Origin of the sequence: Peptoniphilus sp. HCN-40583, from assembly GCF_037892835.1 — a bacterium.
GTDB classification, from domain to species: Bacteria; Bacillota; Clostridia; order Tissierellales; family Peptoniphilaceae; genus Aedoeadaptatus; species Aedoeadaptatus rachelemmaiella.
The window spans coordinates 25,709-41,224 of sequence record NZ_JBBKBU010000014.1 but is presented as its reverse complement, the minus strand read 5'-3'; the positions used below and the strand labels follow the sequence as shown (position 1 = coordinate 41,224).

The 15,516-nt window shown below is 53.6% G+C and carries 13 protein-coding genes; 2 read left to right on the top strand and 11 right to left on the bottom strand.

Annotated features, from left to right (window positions below):
• Nucleotides 1–327: 327 nt before the first annotated feature.
• From tsaD to WKT05_RS05690, 5 genes are all read right to left on the bottom strand, one after another.
• Entirely contained in the window at nucleotides 328–1,323 is a 996-nt protein-coding gene (gene tsaD / locus WKT05_RS05710) for a tRNA (adenosine(37)-N6)-threonylcarbamoyltransferase complex transferase subunit TsaD (protein WP_340413284.1), read from the bottom strand.
• Nucleotide 1,324: 1 nt separating this feature from the next.
• Nucleotides 1,325–1,768 (bottom strand): ribosomal protein S18-alanine N-acetyltransferase, encoded by a 444-nt coding sequence (rimI, locus tag WKT05_RS05705; RefSeq protein WP_340413283.1) that lies wholly within the window; start codon nucleotides 1,766–1,768, stop codon nucleotides 1,325–1,327.
• Nucleotides 1,734–2,444 carry a tRNA (adenosine(37)-N6)-threonylcarbamoyltransferase complex dimerization subunit type 1 TsaB gene (gene tsaB, locus WKT05_RS05700; protein WP_340413282.1) on the bottom strand — a complete coding sequence of 237 codons (711 nt, stop codon included), beginning with the start codon at nucleotides 2,442–2,444 and terminating at the stop codon, nucleotides 1,734–1,736. Before tsaB ends, rimI begins: the two co-directional genes overlap by 35 nt.
• On the bottom strand, nucleotides 2,425–2,889 hold the full coding sequence (tsaE, locus tag WKT05_RS05695) for a tRNA (adenosine(37)-N6)-threonylcarbamoyltransferase complex ATPase subunit type 1 TsaE (RefSeq protein WP_340413281.1): 465 nt from the start codon (nucleotides 2,887–2,889) through the stop codon (nucleotides 2,425–2,427). Before tsaE ends, tsaB begins: the two co-directional genes overlap by 20 nt.
• A gap of 87 nt (nucleotides 2,890–2,976) precedes the next feature.
• On the bottom strand, nucleotides 2,977–4,182 hold the full coding sequence (locus tag WKT05_RS05690) for a S1C family serine protease (protein ID WP_340413280.1): 1,206 nt from the start codon (nucleotides 4,180–4,182) through the stop codon (nucleotides 2,977–2,979).
• 171 nt (nucleotides 4,183–4,353) lie between these two features.
• Between WKT05_RS05690 and WKT05_RS05685 the strand changes: the two genes are divergently transcribed.
• On the top strand, nucleotides 4,354–4,878 hold the full coding sequence (locus WKT05_RS05685) for a nitroreductase family protein (protein WP_340413279.1): 525 nt from the start codon (nucleotides 4,354–4,356) through the stop codon (nucleotides 4,876–4,878).
• A gap of 41 nt (nucleotides 4,879–4,919) precedes the next feature.
• Here WKT05_RS05685 and WKT05_RS05680 read toward each other — a convergent pair whose 3' ends face one another.
• Both WKT05_RS05680 and pdxR read right to left on the bottom strand, forming a co-directional pair.
• On the bottom strand, nucleotides 4,920–5,507 hold the full coding sequence (locus WKT05_RS05680; RefSeq protein ID WP_340413278.1) for a xanthine phosphoribosyltransferase: 588 nt from the start codon (nucleotides 5,505–5,507) through the stop codon (nucleotides 4,920–4,922).
• 63 nt (nucleotides 5,508–5,570) lie between these two features.
• Entirely contained in the window at nucleotides 5,571–6,941 is a 1,371-nt protein-coding gene (gene pdxR / locus WKT05_RS05675) for a MocR-like pyridoxine biosynthesis transcription factor PdxR (RefSeq protein WP_340413296.1), read from the bottom strand.
• 107 nt (nucleotides 6,942–7,048) lie between these two features.
• Here pdxR and pdxS point away from each other — a divergent pair, with 107 nt between their 5' ends.
• The gene (pdxS, locus tag WKT05_RS05670) at nucleotides 7,049–7,906 is read left to right on the top strand and encodes a pyridoxal 5'-phosphate synthase lyase subunit PdxS (protein ID WP_340413277.1); all 858 of its coding nucleotides are present in this window, start codon (nucleotides 7,049–7,051) and stop codon (nucleotides 7,904–7,906) included.
• 76 nt (nucleotides 7,907–7,982) lie between these two features.
• On the opposite strand, the gene WKT05_RS05665 is transcribed toward pdxS, so the two are convergent.
• The 4 genes from WKT05_RS05665 to WKT05_RS05650 form a co-directional block, all read right to left on the bottom strand.
• Nucleotides 7,983–12,230 (bottom strand): acyl-CoA dehydratase activase-related protein, encoded by a 4,248-nt coding sequence (locus WKT05_RS05665; protein ID WP_340413276.1) that lies wholly within the window; start codon nucleotides 12,228–12,230, stop codon nucleotides 7,983–7,985.
• Between the two features lie 122 nt (nucleotides 12,231–12,352).
• The gene (locus WKT05_RS05660) at nucleotides 12,353–13,222 is read right to left on the bottom strand and encodes a DegV family protein (RefSeq protein ID WP_340413275.1); all 870 of its coding nucleotides are present in this window, start codon (nucleotides 13,220–13,222) and stop codon (nucleotides 12,353–12,355) included.
• On the bottom strand, nucleotides 13,219–13,518 hold the full coding sequence (locus WKT05_RS05655; RefSeq protein WP_340413274.1) for a hypothetical protein: 300 nt from the start codon (nucleotides 13,516–13,518) through the stop codon (nucleotides 13,219–13,221). Before WKT05_RS05655 ends, WKT05_RS05660 begins: the two co-directional genes overlap by 4 nt.
• A gap of 293 nt (nucleotides 13,519–13,811) precedes the next feature.
• Nucleotides 13,812–15,440, bottom strand: a complete 1,629-nt coding sequence (locus tag WKT05_RS05650; RefSeq protein WP_340413273.1) for a putative manganese-dependent inorganic diphosphatase — start codon at nucleotides 15,438–15,440, stop codon at nucleotides 13,812–13,814.
• Nucleotides 15,441–15,516: the final 76 nt, after the last annotated feature.

Here is a 15,516-nt window from a genome sequence, read left to right as displayed (position 1 = left end):
TCTTCCCGTTCTCATTTTCAACATCCCGCTATTTTCACGCTTCGCCTTTTTAATCCACATTTCCTTCACAGTATACACAGATCTATCCACACGCCACCGCCCTTATTCACGGGATTTTGAAAAGTTATCCACCTTATCCACAGGCTTATGCACGTTTTCCCGAAAGCACCTTCCGGAATGGACATAATCTCTAAGATCTGTCTATTTTGTGGGATTTATCACCATTCTGCCTCTTTGTGCACTATTTTTCGCTTTCCTTACTTATTCTCATTCCCGACTTTACATGGGCAAAACAAAACCGCAGCCTGTTTCGCTGCGGTCATTTTTTTATTCCAGACCCAAATTGGGATCGGCAAACACCGAGCCCGCCTCGCCTTTTAAGTGGCTGTAATAGCCCACCGAGGCGATCATGGCGGCGTTGTCGGTGCAGAGGACGGGATCCGGGTAGTAAATGGCCACGCCCTCTTTCTCGCCCCGGCTTTCCATGGCACTGCGAAGGCCGGAATTGGCGCTGACCCCGCCGGCGAGGACGATGGTCTTCTCCCCGAGCTTTCTTGCCAGGCGGAAGGATTTTTCCACGAGGACGTCGATGACGGCGGCCTGGAAGGAGGCGGCCATGTCCGCCACGCGAATTTCCTCGCCCTTTTGCTTCGCCTGATTCAGTTCGTTTAACACGGCGGTTTTAAGGCCCGAGAAGCTGAAGTCGTAGCTGCCCGCCTCAAGCATGACCCTTGGAAGGTCGTAGGTCTCCTCGCCTTCTTTGGCCAGCTTGTCGATAATGGGCCCGCCGGGGTAGCCGATGCCCATGGCCCGGGCCACTTTGTCGAAGGCCTCGCCTGCGGCGTCGTCCCGCGTCTTGCCGTAGAGGGTAAAGTCCACGTAGTCGGTGACGTGAATCAAATAACTGTGACCCCCGGAGACGATGAGCCCGACAAAGGGCGGCTCCAGATCCTTGTGGGTCAGGTAATTGGCGCAGATGTGGCCGCGAATGTGGTTCACCCCCACAAAGGGCTTGTGGTTCGCCAGGGCCAGCCCCCGCGCCGCCGTGAGCCCGACGAGGAGAGCGCCGATAAGCCCCGGACCGCGAGTGGCGCAGATCAGGTCCACATCCTCCATGGTAATCCCCGCCTCTTCCAAGGCCAGATCCAGCATGGGCAAAATGGCGGAGACGTGTTTTCTGGATGCGATCTCCGGCACCACGCCGCCGAAAAGCCTGTGAATTTCAATTTGTGATGAAATCATATTGGACAAAATCTCTCGTCCGTCTCGCACGACGGCCACGGAGGTTTCGTCGCAGGAAGATTCCACGCCCAGTGTCAACATACTACCACCTCTTCCAATAAATCAGCCCGTCGCGCTTCACGTGGGCGTAGTAATTCTTTCGTACCCCTTCCAATTGAAAGCCCAAGGATTCGTAGAGCTTAATGGCGGGAACATTGTCGTCTCTCACTTCCAGAGTGGCGGAGGTCATGTCCTTCTCGTAGACGGCGAAAAGGTAATGATTCATCATGTAGCGACCGTAGCCGTTTCCGCGAAATTCGGCGCCGATGGCCACATTGCCAATATGGGCCTGATCCCCTAAAAGCCATGCCCCCACATAGCCGATGATGACGTCGTGATAAAGGAGCACTTCGTAATAGGTGAGGGGATTACTAAGCTCCCGCTCCCAACTGTCTCGGGACCAGGGCACGGTAAAGCTTTCCTCCTCAATGGCCATAATGTCGTCTAAATCCTCAACTGTCGCTTCTCGCGTCGAGAGATTCTCCATGTTTCCTCCTGTATTCTCGCATGGCCTGTGTGGGCCGTAGGTAATTGGGCTCCAGGGCATAGGGATTGGAGGGCCCTTCTGCTTCAAACTGCTGAGCGCCTTCAAAGGCAATGGCCGCCGCCGACACCCGGGACAGATGATCGGGATAGAGAATAAAATCTTCCCGCGCGGAAAATGCCTCCCCATACTTCTTTAAGCCGTCGCCGATTAAAATGGCCCCTTTAGGCGCTTCTTTAAGAATGGATTCCACCGGATAGGCGTCGTCTTTTTTCAGGCGCACGAGCTCGCCGCCCTTTTTTTCAAAGAATGCGGCATAGACTCGCTCCCTCCTGGCATCGAAAAGGGGAATCACCACGCCGTCGGTGGCCACTTCCCGGGCCAGGGCCTTTAGGGTAGAGACGCCGACGACGGGAATATCCAGGCTTTTGGCGAAGACTTTGGCCAAGACCACGGAGATCCTGAGCCCGGTAAAGGAGCCGGGGCCCACGCCGGTGGCGATAAGATCCACATCTTCCATGGCCCAGTCCGCCAGATCCAACATATTTTGAATCATGGCGATAAGCCCTTCGGAATGGCTCGCTTTGCTGTTTACCGAAGCTTCCGCCACGACCTTTTCATCTTCCACCAAGGCGCAGGTGGTTTCCATGGTGGCCGTATCAAAGGCGAGAATTTTCATAATTCAGCACCTCCTCTTCAAGTGCCTTTCCTCTGGGGCCGAAGCCTGTGGCGATTACCTCCCGGGTGTCTTCGTCGATGCGCGTAAATTCCAGGCGCAGCACGTCTTCGGGAAGGCTCTCTGCGATAATGTCCGCCCACTCTACAGCACAGACGGCGCCGGAATCCAGCATGTCTTCACCGCCCATGTCGAAAAATTCATCTTCGTCTTTCAGTCGGTAGACGTCGAAATGGTAAAGGGGCAATTCCCCTTTGTATATATTTAAAATGGCGAAGGTGGCGCTGGTCACCTCCGAGGAAAGGCCCATGCCCTTGGCCAGTGCCTTGACAAAGGTGGTCTTTCCCGTGCCCAAATCCCCGACCAGGGCCAGGACGTCGTAGGCTTGTAATTTTTTTCCTAAGTATAAACCGAAGGCCTCGGTTTCTGCGGTGCTTTTCAGTCTCATAGCTTCCTCCTGCTTCTTATTATAGTCAATCGAAGGGCGAGAGAAAAGGAATAAGAAAAAAGACCTTGCCGAAACAAGGTCTCTTGCTTAGTTGTTCAGGCCCGGAATCAATCGCCGCAGGCCTTCTTCTTGGCCCACCACGGGGACACGATAGTCCGTAAAGGTGAGCTTCAAGGTTTCTTTCTTACCGTTTCTCGACACGACGACATCCACGGTATCGCTGGCTTTGTATTTGTAAAGCTCCCGCCGGAGTTGACTCATGCTTTGAATGTCCGCATCCCCCATTTTCAAAATAATGTCGTTGACCTTCAGGCCCGCTGCGGCAGCCGGGGATTCGGTTTCCACGCCGCCGACGATGACGCCTTTTCCGCCGGTGCCTAAGTCGTAGCCGCTCCGTTCCACGGCGCTCACGGTGTAGCCGCTCATCCCCAGGGCCACGGATTTAAAGTCGCCGGTCTTCATGACCTGTTCCACAATGGGTTTCGCCGTGTTAATGGGAATGGAAAAGCCCAGCCCTTCCGCCGAGGAGATCTTCACGGAGTTAATGCCGATGACTTGCCCTTCGCTGTTTAAAAGGGGCCCGCCGGAGTTGCCTGCGTTAATGGAGGCGTCGGTTTGGATCAAGCCGTCCATGTAATTGCCCTGTACTTCGCCGATGTTTCGGTTCAAGCCGGAGATGACCCCACTGGTGACGGAGCGTTGGAAGTCAAGACCCAGGGGATTACCGATGGCCACGGCGGTTTCGCCGATATTGATGCTGTCACTGTCACCCATGGGCAGGGGTGTGAGGCCCTTTTTGTCGATCTTCACCAGGCCCAGGTCCAAGGTTTCGTCGGACCAGACCACTTTTCCCTCGGCTTCCGATTGATCATTTAGAAGCACCTTGACCTTGTTGCCCTTGGCGCCGACGACGTGGGCATTGGAGAGAATAAATCCGTCTTCGGAGATAATAAAGCCGCTGCCGCTTCCCTGAACGGCCATGGGGCCCATTAAGGTGTTTTTCGTCGTGGAGGTGGTAATGCCTACCACAGAAGGCATGGCGTATCGGGCCACGCTTTCTACGACGCCTGCTTCGTGTTTTCTCGACTTGTCCGCCGGCGCCTCAATTTGAGGCCTAAGGCCCTCAGGCACCGCGGGCTTGGGCATGAATTTATAGGTGACGACACTGCCCACTGTCCCGCCGATCAAAGAAAAGATCAGCGCCCACAGGATGAGAAAGCCGCCCCGTTTCTTTTTTCTTCTGTCGCGATAGGTTTCGGGGATTTCACCGCCGTAATCTCTATTTGGTTCCATGGTGTTCCTTTCTATTTTCAACTGTTCATTTTTACATCCTTTAGTTACTACGACTATACCCACTTAATTTGAACTTCTTGTGAAACCTTTACAAAGATATTTATTGGGTATAAGTAAGAAAGATAGAAACTATTATTTACGCGAGCTTTTTCGCGAGAAGGAGGTTATACTATGGATTTTAAAGAAATGGTGAAGAAAAGACGCTCCATGCGCAAGTACAAACAAGATCAAAAAATGGACGACGAGGCTTTATTGGAACTGTTTACCTACGCGTCCATGGGTCCGAGTAAATCCAACGCCCATCCGGTAGAATTTCTCGTGGTGGAAGATCCCGAAAAGAAAAAGGCCCTGGCGGAATTAAAACGCTACGGCACGAAGTATTTGGCCGATGCGCCGCAAATCATTGCGGTCATGGGCAACGACACCTCGGAACCCACCTGGATCGAAGAAGCCACCATTACCTCGGCTTATTTGGGCCTCTTGCTCCATTCCGAAGGCTACGCGTCCAGCTGGATCAACATTCGCGAACAAACCAATTCGGCAGGGGAAAGCTCCGAAGAAATCGTGAAAAAGCTCTTCAATATTCCTGAAAACTACGGCATTTTGTGTTTGATCCCCTTCGGCATTCCCGACGAATGGATTCAAAGCAGAAAATACTTCGATATTTCCTCCAAGGTACACAAAGACACTTTCTAAAGAAAAAGCGGCCACGAAGCCTTTCGCTTCCGGCCGCTATTTTAATGCCCTTCTTTAAAGGTGATCTGTTGACTTTCCGAATCGATGGCTGCGATGCGCACAATGGAATAGACATCAAGCCCCGCCTCTTCAAGCCGCGCCCTGCCCGGCTGAAAGGATTTTTCCACGCAAATGCCAACGCCTGCTACCATGGCCCCGGCCTGTCTTACAATATCCACCAAGCCCAGGGAGGCTTCGCCGTTGGCGAGAAAATCGTCGATAATCAAGACGGAATCCTCCGCCGTTAAATAGGATTTATTTACCATGACCTTGGATGTGATTTTTTTCGTGTAGGAATACACGTCGGTAATAAAAGCATCTTCGGCCAACAATGTGGCGGGCCGCGCCTTTTTGGCAAAGAGCATGGGCACGTCGAAATGGGCCGCCACCATAATGGCCGGCGCAATGCCCGAAGCCTCCACGGTGAGCACCTTCGTCACCTTTCGGTCCTTAAAATAATCGTAAAATTCCGCCTCGATTTCCTTCATCACCTTCGGATCGATTTGATGATTGAGAAAAGAATCGATCTTCAACACATTCCCCGGGTAGATCACCCCGTCGGCTTCGATACGCTTTTGTAAATAACCCATGGCTCCTCCTCGAAAGTATTTATTAAACAGTGTAACACATGCGGGGCTTCATCCACAAAAAAATCACGGCCCGTCGGAAAATTTTTTTATCAGCGTCTTTAAGGTAGCCAGCCCCTCTTTCAACTTCTCCACGCTCATGTTTCCGTAGCCCACAATGAGGCGGGGGTAGCCTTCCTGTGCTTGGTCTTTCGAAAAATCCGAAAGCCCCTTCATGTGGATGCGGTGGTCTTTTAAATAGGCCAAAAGATCCGCCTCCCGCCCCGGTACTTTGCAGGTCAAAATAAAGTGCATCCCGGCCCGCTTGTCGTCCACGGAAAAAAGATCGTCGCCTAAAAAAGCCTCGGCGGCGATTTTCCTTCGCTCGTCGTAAATTTTCCGTTGGCGATTGAGCCGGCGCTCCAAGTGGCCCTCCCGCATATACCGAGCCAGCGCCAGCTGCACGAGATTGGGGATGGGGCAGTTCATCACCGGGCTCAGGCGGCGATAGCGGGCCATCAAAGGCCGCGGCAGCACCATAAAAGACACCCGCAACGTCGGCGAAAGGGATTTGGAGAAATTGGACATATAGATCACCCGGTCCACGCCGTCTAAGCTCTTTAAGGCGGGAATGGGCCGGCCGTAATACTTGTATTCGCTGTCGTAATCGTCTTCGATAATGTAGCTGTCCGTGGCCTTGACGTGGTTTAAAAGCTTCACGCGCCGGTCCACCCGCAAAATGCTCCCCGTGGGAAATTGATGGGAGGGCGTCACGAGATAAATGCTCTTTTCATCGGCCAGGGCGTCGGAATCCACGCCGATTGCATCCACGGCCATGAAATCGTAGGGGATGTTGTTCTGCTCAAAAATCTTCTTCAGGCGAATGTAGCCCGGGTTTTCCAGGCGAAAGACGGCATCCGTCGGCAAAAGGGCAAAGAGAATCAAGAGCAAATACTCCATGCCCGCACTTAAAATAATGTCCTCCGCCGCCACGTCCACGCCGCGAGAGGCCTTAAGGTAATCGGCCACGGCACTTCTCAGCTCCTGAAGCCCTTCCTTTTCCCTTCGATTCAAAGGTGCCTCCTCTTCCGCCGCCCACTGAAGGCATTTCTTAAAATGATTGTCCGGGAAGCGGTAGTCGGCATTTTTATTTAAGTCGAAATCGTAGTCGTAAGCCGGCGCCTCTTCTACGGGAACCGCCGATGTCGAGGCGATTTTTTTGTGGAGATTTTCGATTTTCGCCACGAAATAGCCCACCCGCTCCTTGGCAATAAGGTAGCCCTCATCCACCAATTGATCGTAGGCGGCGGTGACCGTGTTCACAGACAGGCCCAAGTGGCGGGCCAAATTCCGCTTCGACGGCAGCTTCTCCCCCTCCTTCATGGCGCCTGTGGCTACAGCCTCTTTCATATAGTCGTAGAGAGCCTCGTAAAGGGGCGCCTCCCCGTTAAAATGCATGGTAAACAATCTGGTTCCTCCAAATTTTATTTATTTGATCCTTTTGATGATACCAAATTCAACGTACAATGTCACTGTAAAGATGACACGAATCACAAGGAGGAAACATGAACGACGCATTTATTAAGCTCACCGATTCCCTGAAAGGCGGCGTCATTATGGACGTCACCACCCCCGAACAAGCGAAGATCGCAGAAGAAGCCGGCGCCGTCGCCGTTATGGCCCTGGAGCGAATCCCCGCCGACATTCGCGCCGCCGGCGGCGTGAGCCGCATGAGCGATCCGAAAATGATTAAAGAAATTCAAAAGACGGTGAAGATCCCGGTCATGGCCAAAGTGCGCATCGGCCACTTTGTGGAAGCTTCGGTCCTGGAAGCCATTGGCATCGACTACATCGACGAATCGGAAGTCCTTACCCCGGCAGACAATAGCCACCACATCGAAAAGAAAACCTTCAACACCCCCTTCGTCTGCGGCGCCAGGAACCTCTCCGAAGCCTTAAGGCGGATTCAAGAAGGGGCAGCCATGATCCGCACCAAGGGCGAAGCCGGCACCGGCGACGTGTCCCAAGCCGTGGATCACATGCGGGCCATTATGGGCGAAATCGCCTACGTGAAAAGTGCGAAAACCGACGAGCTCTACACCCTGGCCAAGGACATGGGCGTCAGCTACGATCTGCTCCTCTACGTTCACGAAAACGGCAAGCTCCCCGTGGCCAACTTCTCCGCCGGCGGCGTCGCCACCCCTGCCGATGCCGCCCTTATGCGCCGGCTCGGTGCCGAAGGCGTCTTCGTGGGAAGCGGGATCTTTAAATCCAACAATCCTGAAAAGCGGGCCAAGGCCATCGTGCGGGCCGTGGAAAACTACATGGACGATCGCGTCATCGCCGAAGTAAGCGAAGACATCGGAGAAGCCATGGTAGGCATCAATCCCGACGAAATCGAAACCATTATGGCGGAACGGTAAGTAAAACAGTCTCTCTCTTCACATCAGTGCACGAAAAAAGCGGATCTCCTTTTTTGGAAATCCGCTTTTTCTTGTATTATCGTCCCGCAGCGCTTTCTTTGTGTTTCTTCGCCAGGGCATTGTTTTTGAATTTGTTTTTTTCCGCCTGAGCCATCATGAGCTTGATGCGGTTGGTTTGGTTTACCGCCGAGGCGGAGGCGTCGTAGTCGATGGGGATGATGTTGGCCGTGGGGTAGGCTTCCCGCACGGATTTTATCACGCCTTTGCCCGTAATGTGATTGGGCAAACAGCCGAAGGGCTGCACGCAGACGATGTTGCCGGCGCCGGAGCGAATGAGTTCCACCATTTCCGCCGTCAGCAGCCAACCTTCGCCGTATTGATTCCCCAGATCCACGAATTCTTCCGCATAGGCCATAAGGGTTTCCACGGTTTCGGGCCCGTCGAAGGGGGAATCCGCCAGGGCGTCTCGAATGATGCGGCGATAGCTTTCCACGTAGCGGATCATGAGTTCCGCGAGGAATCTGCCTTTTTTCGACGTGCCGTAGCGTTGTTCCTTAATGCCGGCGTTTTTAAAGGAATAGATCATAAAGTCGGTGAGATCAGGCACCACCACTTCCGCCCCTTCTTCTTCCAGTTGGCGTTGGACGTGGTTGTTGGCCTCGGGGAGATATTTCACGAGAATTTCCCCGACGATGCCCACCTTGGGCCGCACTTCATCCCGCGTTTCCACGGCAGTGAAGTCGGCGATCATGTGGCGGACATTTTCCCTGAATTCTTTTCTGGCGTAGCGGCGAGCTCCCTCGTTTAGCTTGTCGAGCCACTTCGCCGTCAAGGCCGCCGACGTGCCGTGCTCCACTTCGTAGGGCCGGGTGGCATTCGCGAGGCGCATAATTAAATCGCCGTAGAGCATATTTTGCACAGCTTTTTTGCCGAGGCGCACCATTTGCGCCTTGGTAAGGTTCAATCCCGGGTGTCGCTCGATGCCCTGAAGGGATGCACCTAAGACGGGAATGTGGCCGTAGCCCGCATCTTTTAAGGCCTTACGAATAAAGCCCACGTAGTTGCTCGCCCGACAGGCGCCGCCGGTTTGGCTCATAAGCAGGGTCAAGTTGTCGGTATCGTAGCGGCCGCTTTTCACCGCTTCCATAAATTGGCCCACGACAAAGATGGAAGGGTAGCAGGCGTCGTTGTTGACATACTTAAGCCCTTCATCCACCACGTGATTGGAAAGATCGGGCAACACTTCCACATTGAAGCCCTCGCTCTTCATCATGGGCGCCAGAAGACTGAAGTGGATCGGCGCCATTTGGGGAATGAGGATGGTGTGGGTCTTGCGCATGGCTTCCGTAAAGAGGACGGGGTCTTTGTACATGGACTCCGCTTCTTTGTCCAAGGTGCGGTTTTCGACGGCTTGAATCAAGGAGCGCAGGCGGATTTTCGCCGCCCCTAAATTGTTGACCTCGTCGATTTTTAAGACGGTGTAGATCTTGTGGTAGGCCTCCAGAATTTCGTTGACCTGATCCGTGGTGACGGCATCCAGGCCACAACCGAAGGAGTTGAGCTGCACCATTTCCAAATGCTCGCTTTCTCCCACAATTTTCGCCGCCCGGTACAGGCGGGAGTGGTAGTTCCACTGATCCAGCACCCGAAGCGTGCCGTCGATATTTTCTTCATCGACAATGGCATCTTCCGACAAGACGGCAAGGCCCAGGCCCGTAATCATCTCCGCCATGCCGTGATTGATCTCGGGATCCACGTGGTAGGGGCGCCCGGCGAGGACGATGCCCACGGTGTCAGTTTCCTCGAGAAAATCCATGGCGCGCTTGCCTGCCGCCCGCACGTCGTCGCGATAGCGGGCCTGTTCGTCGTAGGCGGCGGCCACGGCTTCTTTCACGGCCTTTTTGTCCTGCTCGGGAAAGACTTCCGAAAGCCGCTGGGCGAGTTTTTCCCGATTGTCGAAGGAGAGGAAGGGATTCAGGTAGCGAATGCCGCTTTTTTCAATGCTCTCCACATTGTTTTTAATGACTTCGCTGTAGCCCGCCACCACCGGGCAGTTTAAGGTGTTGTCCGCATGGGCCATTTTCTTTTCTTCGTAGAAGATGGCCGGGTAGAAGATCGTGTCCACGCCTTTTTCCACCAGGTTTTCGATGTGGCCATGGGTGATCTTCGCCGGATAACAGGCCGTTTCCGAGGTAATGGACTCCAGCCCCTTTTCGTAGAGGGCGCGGGAGGACCTATCGGAGAGGACGACGCGGTAGCCCAGCTTCGTAAAGAAGGTGTGCCAGAAGGGGTAGTTTTCGTAGATATTCAGCACGCGGGGAATACCCACGGTGGGCGCACCTTCGGGAAGGCTTTCGTAATCGAAGATGCGCTTTAGTTTATAGGCGTAGAGATTGGGCAGGGCTTCGTCTTCGCCACGCACAATGCCCGCGCCCCGCTCGCAGCGATTGCCGGTAATGTAGCGGCTGCCGTCTTTAAAGATATTCACGGAAAGGGCGCAGTTGTTGGCGCATTGGCCGCAGCGGGCGTGTTTTGTGGTGTAGGTAAATTCGTCCAGTGCCTCGCGGGAAAGAAGGGTGCTCGCATCGCCCCCTTCTTCCTTGGCGATAAGGGCCATGCCGATGGCGCCCATGGTGCCGCTCATTTTCGGCCGCACCACGTCTCTGCCCGTAATCTTTTCGAAGGCCCGGAGCACGGCATCGCTGTAGAAGGTGCCCCCTTGTACCACGATGTGCTCGCCTAATTTTTTCGGGTCGCGAATTTTTATGACTTTTTGAATGGCGTTTCGAATGACGGAATAGGCGAGGCCCGCGGAAATATCCGCCACACTCGCCCCTTCTTTTTGAGCCTGCTTCACCTTGGAATTCATAAACACGGTGCAGCGGCTGCCCAGATCCACCGGCGCAGCGCTTTCGAGGGCCACGGCGGCAAAATCTTGTACGCTTAAGTCTACGCCGCCGGCGAAGGTTTGAAGGAAGGAGCCACAGCCCGAAGAACAGGCTTCGTTAAGAAGAATGGATTCGATGACATCCCCTTTCACCTTCATGGCCTTCATGTCTTGGCCGCCGATGTCCAAAATAAAGTCTACATTGGGCTCGAAGTAGCGGGCGGCGCGGAAGTGGGCGATGGTTTCCACTTCCCCCCGGTCCACCTTGAGAGCCGCTTTAATAAAGTCCTCGCCATAGCCCGTTACCCCCGATGACGCCACGTAGGCATCAGCTCCCATGGCATCGTAAAGATCCACGAGGTAGGCCTTCACCCGGTCCAGAGGCGAGCCGTTGTTGGGGCCGTAAGCTTCGTACAAGACCTCGCCTTTATCGGAAAGGGCCACCATTTTCGTCGTGGTGCTTCCGGCGTCGATTCCCACGTAAAGGGGGCCGGCGTAGGTTTCAAGATCCCTTCTCGGCAAATCGCAGCCGGCGTGGCGGGCGCGAAAGGCTTCAAGCTCCGCCTCGTCTTTAAAAAGGGGCGCCAGAAGGTCGTCGGCCTCTACATGCACTTCCTCTTTCTTCTCCAGCCGACGGTAAAGATCTTCCACCTTGACGGGCTCGTGATCCACGCTCTTTAAGGCGGCGCCTAAGGCCACGAAGATCTGGCCGTTTTCCGGCGCCAAAATCTCGTCGTCTGTGAGGCCCAAGGTTTCGATGAAACGCTTTTTCAATTCATCCAGGAACGTAAGAGGGCCGCCTAAAAAGGCGACCTTCCCCCGAATGGGGCGTCCGCAGGCCAAATTGGAAATGGTCTGATTCACCACGGATTGAAACACCGACACGGCGATGTCCGATTTCGTGGCCCCTTGATTTAACAGGGCCTGCACGTCGGTTTTCGCAAAGACACCGCAGCGGGATGCAATGGGATAGATTTTCGTGTGTTCCTTGGCCAGCCCATTGAGCCCGGAGGCGTCGGTCTTTAAAAGGGAGGCCATTTGATCGATAAAGGCCCCGGTGCCGCCGGCGCAAATGCTGTTCATGCGCTGTTCCAAACTGCCGCGCAGGTAGGTGATTTTCGAATCCTCCCCGCCCAGCTCGATGGCCACGTCCGTATCGGGCAAATAGGCCTCGATGGCGGCGGTGCCTGCCACCACTTCCTGAACAAAAGGCACCTCTAAAAATTCCGCCACGGCAATGCCGCCGGAACCGGTGACGCTAATGGTGGTCTCGTCTTTTTTAAACTGATGGTAGACCGTCGTCAAAATTTCGGTGACGGTTTTTTTCATATCGGAAAAATGTCGTCGATAAGTGGAGTACAAGATCTCCTTCTTATCGTTGAGTGCCACAAGTTTTACCGTGGTGGAGCCCACGTCCAAGCCCATGTGCAGCAACATTTTACTACCTTCTTTCCTATATATATACTGTTTGCTTTTGTCGTTGGAGTAAATTATAACATCTTTCTTATAAAAAGGCAGTAATTGTTTTGATCTCAGTCCACATTCTTTTTCACCCTAAACTACGCTTCATCTCCCACGGTAATGCCGATACCGTAGGCCCCTGCGCCTGTATGGGCGCCGACGCTGGCGGGCAGGGAATCGTAGCGCACATTGGCCAGAGGAAAGGCATTGGTCGCAAGTTCCAGCCACCGTTCTTTTTCCTCCTCGTCGATGCCGAAGCCCGCCACGCCGATGCGAATGTGCTTCGGATCCACGTTGGCATAACGGCGATCCACATCCTTGTGCAGGGCGTCGATCATCTTTAGTTGCGCCCGGTACATGCTTCCCCGCACCTTGTCGTATGCGTCAAACTTTTCGCCGCGGTAGGTGAGCACCGGCTTAATGCTGAGTACCGTGGCAATGGTTGCCGCCGAGGCGCTGATTCTTCCGCCTCTTTTCAGCTGTTCTAAGGTGGAGACGGAAAGGTAGATGGTGCAGTTCATGCTGTCTTCTTCTAGGATGCGGGCAATCTTCTTTCCGCTCGCTTTCTTCTTCGCCAGGCGAAGGGCATCCATGACGGAATCTTTTTGCGTCACGGAAATGCGATGATTGTCCACCACGTGCACTTTCCCCCCGTATTCCTTTGCCACCATGATCGCCGAGTGGCAGGAGCTGCTTAAGCTGGAAGACATGGGAATGTAGACCACTTCATCAAATCCTTCCGCCAAAATCGTGTCCAGCTTATCCATTAAAAGGCCGATGGGCGGTTGGGAGGTGGTGACTTTTTCCCCGCTTTCCAAAAATCGGCAAAGTTCCTTTTCGGTTAAATTTTCTCCTTCGTAATAGGTTTTGTCTCCGATGACAATGGGCATGGGCAACGTGAAAAGGCCTGCACGTTCATCGGGGGTCATGATGCCGCTATTGGTATCGGTTAAAATGGCAACTTTCATCTTTCACTCCTTTTTATTTGCTGATTTTCTTTTTTGTTTAAACACTCTACGACGCCGAGAACCGCAAGGCGGCGATTTTTACGGCCGTCCCTGCGGCAAATTGCGGCGAGCGCAGTATTAAATGGCATCGCCTGAAAATAATATGGTGGCGGCGCCGACGGATGGTCCCAAAGGGGATGCCAGAGAAAGGCGGGATGGGGCGTCGCCGCAGCACCGAAGTAAAAACTTAGTATATCACAAGGAAACCATCCCGTAGGCCGTAGGATGAAATTAGAGAAAAATTCGTTTTTCTCCACGGCCGTGCTCTTTTTCCTCTTTGGGGCCCACGCCAAAATAGTCGATGCCTGCGCCTGTCTTCCTCTTTATACCCTTTCATCGCAAAGCCCTTTCCATTCTTCTTCCTCTTCGGTCAATTTCAAATGGAGCAAACTTCTTTGCGTACCTTGTGTTCCGAATCGCCCCCGATCCACGTCGATGGCCTTGATCTGCGCGTCCGCCTTCCTCATTTTCCGACAAACAAAAAAGCAATAAGGCCGCGCCCTATTGCTTCTGTTTGCGTAATGTCTCGAGGGACCGTCGCTCCCGTCGATTAGCTTTCGCTTACGGCGGCGCTCACTTTCGGCACCAATTGCTTCTTTCGGGACAAAAGGCCCTCTGCCGTAAATTTGTCTCCGTGAAGGTCTTTTCCGAATTGGCGGGCCAGGGCTTCTTTAAAGTCCCCGACAACGATAACTTCCGAGCGTTCTCTGAAAATGTCGGTAATCATTAAAATAAACGACGCCACCGGTTCTTTTTCCAGGTAGGCTTCCATGGCCTCTTTCAGGGATGCTTCCACGGCGGCAATGCTATCCGTATCCATGGTGAAGATCTGACAAATGCGCACGGCGCGCCCGTCGAAGGTAAAGTTTTTTACATCGGTGTTTAAAAGTTCTTCCGGCTTCTTCCCTTCCAGACTGGTGCCGGCTTTAAACATTTTTGCGGCGAAATCCTCCACGTCCATGGCGGCGATTTTGCTCATTTTGTCCAAGATGTAGCGATCCGTGGCCGTGGATGTAGGGGAGCGGAACAGGAGCGTGTCGGAAATAATGGCGGCGCACAAAAGCCCGGCCACATTTTTCGAGGGCATAATGCCGCTTTCGAAATACATTTTCGATACGATGGTGGCCGTGGATCCCACCGGTTCGTTTCTGAAATAAATCGGCGATGAGGTGGCCACATTGGCGACCCGGTGATGGTCCACAATTTGCATGATTTCCGCGCTGTCCAAATCCTCGATGGATTGGTTGCGCTCATTGTGATCCACGAGAATGATTTTCTTCTTAATGTCCGTAATCAGGTGGTAGCGGGAGATGCTTCCCACGACCCGGTCCTTGTCGTCTAAGACGGGATAGGAGCGGAAGCGGGATTCCGCCATTTTCTCCCGCACCTCGTCGATTAAATCGTCTTTGTGAAAGACCACCAGGTTTTCCTTCGTCATGACGTGGCCGACGGGCACGGCTTGTGGCAGAATCCGCGCCACCATAAAGGTGGACAGGCCCGTGGAGATCACCGTCACGTTTCGCTCTTTGGCAAGCTTCAGCAAGCGATCGTCTAATTGGCTGGTCATGGTAAGGATCAGGAGAGAGACATTTTTCTTAATCGTCGCCTCCTGATCGTCCACGTCGTCGCCGACGATGACCACGTCCCCTTCTTCGATGAGGTTTTGGTTTTTTATGGCTTTAATCGCCATTTTTCCCGAGAGGGGCCGAGGCGATGCCGGCAAGTGGATCCATTGGCCCCGCAACACATCTTTAATGTTTTCCAAACCGGTGTCGGAGCGGCCCATGATGCGGTCGTCCCAAATTTCCATGTAGGACGCGGCGATGTTTGAAAGGCTCACAATGCCGATTATTTTTTCCTCCCCGTTGACCACAGGCAGGGACGTAATGTTGTTTTTCTGCATAATCTCCATGGCACCCGCCATGGAAAGCTCCGGGTTCACGCAGTAGGCGCCGTCGATTTCCAAATCGCGGATTTGCGGCGTAATGGATGTCTTAAGCCGCGGCACCTCCATGCCGAAATAATTCAGCACAAATTCCGTTTCCCGATTGATTTCCCCTAAGCGAATGGCTTCCGCGTGAAAGCCCGTTTTGTTTTTTAATTCGGCCAAGGCGATGGCCGACGCGATGCTGTCCGTGTCCGGATTTTTGTGTCCGGTAATGTAAATCTTATTCTTCATAAACCCTCCAAGTTCGGCTATTATACCACGATTTTTTCTCCCTTCGCTGCAAAAATCCCCTTGGCGGGAAAAATTT